The sequence below is a fragment of the Ferruginibacter sp. genome, assembly GCF_031430955.1.
Classification (GTDB): Bacteria; Bacteroidota; Bacteroidia; order Chitinophagales; family Chitinophagaceae; genus Ferruginibacter.
Genome location: NZ_JANPCM010000325.1, coordinates 1 through 5,261 on the forward strand (window position 1 = coordinate 1; position 5,261 = coordinate 5,261).

The window sequence follows — 5,261 nt, forward strand, 5'->3', positions numbered from 1 at the left end:
AAAATAAATAGCAACCCGTTCAGGTAATATGTGACTTGTTTATTCGATCACATAAAAAATCCTGACTATGAAACACCCTACACTTTTTATCATTATCGTACTGGTTACTTTTTTTTCTGCAACAGCCTTTTCTCAAAATACGAACGGCACAAAGCCTCAGCTTTTCAACAGTTTTCCTTCAAAAATAAATTGTACCGAAGCAGAATTAAGCAAAGCATTTGCAGGGGCAGTTAATCAAAACATCAACATTGCTTTCTCTGATAATTTTTTAATTGACGGTACTGTTACAAGTAATATAGTTAAGTACAATAACCTGCAAACTGTTGTAATAAAATCGCCATTGTTTGCAGATGCCATTTTTGTATTATCTAAAATTACTAATAGAGATAACAGCATTACTTATGTTGGCCGTATCATCAATAAAAAATATTTTGATGGGTACGAACTTAAGAAAGACAATTTTAATAATTATCAACTTGTAAAAATAGAAACCGATAGAGTAATGCAGGATTGCAGCCATAATTGATCCTGAATAAAAATACACAGCCTTAAACCATACCTAAATCCACCTTCATGAAAAAACTATACCTTACCCTAAGTCTTACTTTTGCATTATTTTTTTCAATAAAATCTTTTGCAGTACCGCAACTAAACAGTTTGCCCGGTGCAACAGCAGTTATCTTTCTCGATTTTGACGGTCACTATGTTCAAAGCGTTGTTTGGAATGCCGGCTCGCCAATAAACTGTGCTGCAGCCACTATGACAGAAACGCAAATAACAGAAGCATTTAACCGCACTGCAGAAGATTTTCGCCCCTTTGATATTAATATTACAACCGACTCCGCAGTATTTTTAGCAGCACCATTAACTAAACGCATACGCATAATTATTACACCCACAAGTGGCTGGTACGGAGGCGTTGGCGGGGTGGCATATATTGGTTCTTTTGTTTGGGGCGATGATACACCCGGTTTTGTTTTTTGCGACAGGCTTGGCCCCAACAGTCCTAAAATGGTAGGCGAATGCTGCTCACACGAAAGCGGCCATGCTTTGGGGTTATCACACCAGTCAAAGTATGATGCATCAAGCTGCCCAACTCCAATTGAAACTTATAACACAGGTACAGGAACCGGCGAAGATGCATGGGCACCCATTATGGGCAACAGTTATTATAAAAATATGACGGGATGGAATAATGGGCCAACACCTTATGGGTGTACCAATTTACAGGATCATCTTTCTATGATAACAACTTTAAATGGTTTTGGTTACAGGGCAGATGATTATACCGAAACGATGAATGTATCAACTGCAGCACTAACTGCGGGAAGTTTTACAAAAAATGGAATTATTACTACCAATACAGACAGAGATGCATTTAAGTTAACCATACTCCAAAACACCAATTTGCATTTAACTGCAATACCATTTAATGTTGGGGCTAATTATATTGGTGCAAACCTTGATATTAAACTGGAGTTGTATAACGCAGCAGGCATGCTTATAAAAACTTATGATCCCATCGGCAGCATGAGTGTAACTGCGGATACTATGCTGAATACTGGAATTTATTATATTAAGGTTGATGGAACAGGTAATTTAAATGTGGGTGAATATGGCAGCGTGGGTTCTTATACTTTAAGTGGGTTTACCGGCGCATTACCCATACATGATGTATCGTTAACCGGTAACAATAATTACAGTAAGCATAACCTTACCTGGAATATTATTGCCGACGAACCCATAAAAACAATTACTGTACAAACATCAGCCGATGGCATTAATTATATCAACCTTACCACTGTAAACGCAACAACTAAAAGCTTTTCTTACAGTCCTGCTAAAAGCGCCGAAATCTATTACCGTTTAAAAGTAATATCAGTGCTTGATCAGACAGCGTATTCCAATACAATAGTTTTAAAAGGGCTTAATAAAGAAGATAATATTTTTAAAGTATCAACGTTTATACATAGCAGCATAACTGTTAATTCACCGGTAACCCACCAATATATATTGAGTGATATAAATGGCAGAATAATAGGCAAAGGAATTGGTGCAGCAGGGGCGTACAAAATAGATATTAACAACCAGCCTAACGGCATATATATTATTCAACTGACCAGCAATAATAAAAATCAAACAGAACGGATTTTAAAACAGTAAGGTAGATTCATGTGTAAGTTAAGGGTCAGCGTTAGGGGCTGGCCCTTTTTTATTCCCCTAATCCGCCGGCTGGCGGAGCTTTCGAAGATTTCATCATTTCATAAACCTTTTCAATTATCAAATAGTTAATTTTCTCTTTTTTTAATGTGGTAAGAATTAGAATACTGCTGAAAAGTCCCCTTCAGGAGATTTAGGGGCTGTATTTACTGAGCTTTTTTCAGTAACTTTAGAAAACCCATTTTTATGTTATGGAGAAAATTTAACGGAGACCCCATCCAACTACCCATTAAAGATGCTGTTGAAAATGCTATTAAAAGAGAAACAGCTAATGGTTTTCATTTAAAAGTTTGTATTGGTACCGACAGCCAGGTAAAAGGCAAAGAAACCGAGTTTGCAACTGTAATTGTTTTTTTACGTGAAGGCCATGGTGGCTTTATGTTTATTCACAACGAAAAAACAACGCACAAGTACAGCATTAAAGAAAGGATGCTGGTAGAAGTTGCAAAGAGCATTGAAATTGCTTACGAACTCTGCAATCTTTTTACGGAGTATAATGTTGATATGGAAGTGCATGCCGACATTAACACCAATCCGCAGTTTAAAAGTAATGAGGCCTTACGTGAAGCAATGGGTTACATTTTAGGAATGGGCTTTGCCTTTAAAGCCAAACCCGAAGCCTTTGCCAGCAGCAGTTGTGCCAATAAGGTGGTGAATTAAATTTGTGCTTTTTTAAAAATGCACTCTGTAGCTGGAAATTACGGATAGTAAATCTGACACCCTATATTTTTTCTTTATTCTTCTCCTCAATCAAAGCTAAAATTTTATCCCGTCCGCTTTTTTTTACGGCACTGCTGCTAAAATACTGCGGTAAAAACTGCCAGGTTTTTTTCATAGCACTAAAAAAATCTTTTATGTTTTTACTTACTACGCTCTGGCTTTCTTTATCTGTTTTTGTAAAGATGATGCTGAAAGGCACTTCCCATTTTCTTAATTGATCCATAAATTCCAAATCAATTTTTTGGGGAGAATGGCGACTGTCTATTAAAACAAAAACCATGGTAAGGTTTTCTCTTTTACGCAAATAGTTTTCAATCATTTGCTCCCACCGGCGGCGGCTTCGTAAGCTAACTTTTGCAAAACCATAACCGGGCAAATCCACAATATACCAGTTGGCTTTTTTTATTTCTGCCGCATCGGCAGTAGCAGCCGAAGAAGATTCTATAATAAAATGATTGATGAGTTGTGTTTTACCCGGTGCCGATGAAGTTTTGGCCAGCTTTTCAAAATTGCACAGCATATTTATTAAAGAAGATTTGCCTACATTACTTCTGCCAATAAACGCATACTCCGGTTTATCTGCTGGCGGGCATTTAGTATAATCGGGGCTGCTGATAACATATTTGGCCCATTTAATTTGCATGCCGCAAAGATAGCTGAGTTTACTGTTTTTATTTGGCAGCTTCTTAACGCCAAAACCTTAAACGCCAAAACCCCGGAACAGAAAACCTGTTATCTTTGCAAACTATGACAGAATTTGCACATGATACCGTAGTGCCATACAAAAACAGCGACAGCAGCAAAAAGCAGCAGGTGGCTGATATGTTTGATGATATTGCAGTTAAATACGATTTTTTAAACCGCTTTTTAAGTGCTGGTATTGATATTGGCTGGAGAAAAAAAGCCATCAGGCAATTGAAGGAATTACATCCCAAAAAAATATTAGATGTTGCAACCGGCACAGCCGATGTAGCCATTATGGCATCGGGTATTTTAAAACCCGAAAAAATTATTGGCATAGATATTAGTGATGGTATGCTGGAAATAGGCAGACAGAAAATTGCAAAGCAAGGATTAAACGGGATTATAGAGTTGTTAAATGGCGACAGCGAAACAATAAATTTTGATGATGCTACGTTTGATGCCGTAACTGTGGCATTTGGAGTACGTAATTTTCAGCATTTGGAAAAGGGGTTGAGTGAAATAAAAAGGGTGCTGAAACCGGGAGGAAAATTAGTAGTGCTGGAATTCAGCCAGCCCAAAATGCCAGTAGTAAAAAGCATTTACAATTTATATATGAAGGTGATATGCCCCAATGTGGGCAAATTATTCTCTAAAAACCGCAACGCCTATAAATATCTCGACGCATCAATTAAAAAATTTCCTGAAGGCAAAAATTTTACTCAAATCCTGGATAACCTGGGATATTTAAACACTTATAGCAAACCCCTTAGTTTAGGTATATGCAGTATTTATTGCGGTACAAAATAGTTTATACTATTCTCGGTTTAATGCTTTGCCCTTTTTTGAGCAGCGCTCAATTGAGGAACGGGCTTAACTTGCCCGATCATGATGATAAGCCTTATCATTTTGGTATTAACCTTGGTTTAAACCGTTCTCACTTCAGCTTTGGCCACCATCCCATTTTTATGCAACGTGATAGTGTAATGGTGGTAGAAAGTATTAACAGTACCGGGTTAAATTTAGCATGGCTGGTAGATAAAAGGCTGGGTGAACATTTTAATCTTCGTACTTATCCGCTTAACATAACCTTTACCGAAAAAGCATTTGAGTATAACTTAAAATATCCCGACAGGCCGGGTGGAGAAGATTCCATTACTATAAAAAAAGTGCAATCAATTTCATTAACGCTGCCTATACAAATAAAATTCAGCAGCGACAGAATTGGAAATTTTAAAGTGTACATGTTAGGTGGCGTAAAAGCAGAATATGATATGGCGGCCAATGCTGGCGCAAAAAAAGCAGAAAATCTTATTAAGCTCAACCGCTTAGATTATGGTATTGAAGCAGGACTTGGCTTTCATTTTTATTATCCTTATTTTGTATTAACAACAGAATTAAAAACTGGCTGGGGCCTCGGCAATTTACATGCCCGTGATAAAGACCTTAAATTCTCCAATGTAATTGATAAGATAAACTCCCGTACTATTACTTTTTCTATAACTGTAGAGTAATTATTTTTTACCTGTAGTTACAGGAACAGGTAAAAATTGTGTTCTTAAAAAATCACTAATCTTTGTAAACAAATGTATCCTTGCCGAGTTGGGGCTGTTATCGCTGATGTTATGTAAATAATCAGG

The 5,261-nt window shown here is 37.1% G+C and carries 6 protein-coding genes; 5 read left to right on the forward strand and 1 reads right to left on the reverse strand.

Annotated elements, in window-relative coordinates:
* The first annotated feature begins 67 nt into the window (after nucleotides 1-67).
* The 3 genes from ACY65O_RS09250 (at nucleotide 68) to ACY65O_RS09260 (ending at nucleotide 2,880) form a co-directional block, all read left to right on the forward strand.
* A complete protein-coding gene (locus tag ACY65O_RS09250; protein ID WP_462220570.1) occupies nucleotides 68-526 on the forward strand; it encodes a hypothetical protein in 459 nt (152 codons plus the stop codon).
* 47 nt (nucleotides 527-573) lie between these two features.
* On the forward strand, nucleotides 574-2,163 hold the full coding sequence (locus ACY65O_RS09255; protein WP_462220571.1) for a T9SS type A sorting domain-containing protein: 1,590 nt from the start codon (nucleotides 574-576) through the stop codon (nucleotides 2,161-2,163).
* Between the two features lie 243 nt (nucleotides 2,164-2,406).
* Nucleotides 2,407-2,880, forward strand: a complete 474-nt coding sequence (locus tag ACY65O_RS09260; protein ID WP_462220572.1) for a ribonuclease H-like YkuK family protein — start codon at nucleotides 2,407-2,409, stop codon at nucleotides 2,878-2,880.
* A 61-nt stretch (nucleotides 2,881-2,941) separates the two neighbouring features.
* On the opposite strand, the gene yihA is transcribed toward ACY65O_RS09260, so the two are convergent.
* A complete protein-coding gene (yihA, locus tag ACY65O_RS09265; RefSeq protein WP_462220573.1) occupies nucleotides 2,942-3,583 on the reverse strand; it encodes a ribosome biogenesis GTP-binding protein YihA/YsxC in 642 nt (213 codons plus the stop codon).
* A 104-nt stretch (nucleotides 3,584-3,687) separates the two neighbouring features.
* Here yihA and ubiE point away from each other — a divergent pair, with 104 nt between their 5' ends.
* Both ubiE and porT read left to right on the forward strand, forming a co-directional pair.
* Nucleotides 3,688-4,431 (forward strand): bifunctional demethylmenaquinone methyltransferase/2-methoxy-6-polyprenyl-1,4-benzoquinol methylase UbiE, encoded by a 744-nt coding sequence (ubiE, locus tag ACY65O_RS09270; RefSeq protein WP_462220574.1) that lies wholly within the window; start codon nucleotides 3,688-3,690, stop codon nucleotides 4,429-4,431.
* Nucleotides 4,404-5,135 carry a type IX secretion/gliding motility protein PorT/SprT gene (gene porT / locus ACY65O_RS09275; RefSeq protein ID WP_462220575.1) on the forward strand — a complete coding sequence of 244 codons (732 nt, stop codon included), beginning with the start codon at nucleotides 4,404-4,406 and terminating at the stop codon, nucleotides 5,133-5,135. Before ubiE ends, porT begins: the two co-directional genes overlap by 28 nt.
* Nucleotides 5,136-5,261 lie beyond the last annotated feature (126 nt).

Coding starts and splice junctions, on each gene's coding strand:
- ACY65O_RS09250 (WP_462220570.1), top strand. CDS start 68: ATGAAACACCCTACACTTTTTATCATTATCGTACTGGTTACTTTTTTT.
- ACY65O_RS09255 (WP_462220571.1), top strand. CDS start 574: ATGAAAAAACTATACCTTACCCTAAGTCTTACTTTTGCATTATTTTTT.
- ACY65O_RS09260 (WP_462220572.1), top strand. CDS start 2,407: ATGTTATGGAGAAAATTTAACGGAGACCCCATCCAACTACCCATTAAA.
- yihA (WP_462220573.1), bottom strand. CDS start 3,583: ATGCAAATTAAATGGGCCAAATATGTTATCAGCAGCCCCGATTATACT.
- ubiE (WP_462220574.1), top strand. CDS start 3,688: ATGACAGAATTTGCACATGATACCGTAGTGCCATACAAAAACAGCGAC.
- porT (WP_462220575.1), top strand. CDS start 4,404: ATGCAGTATTTATTGCGGTACAAAATAGTTTATACTATTCTCGGTTTA.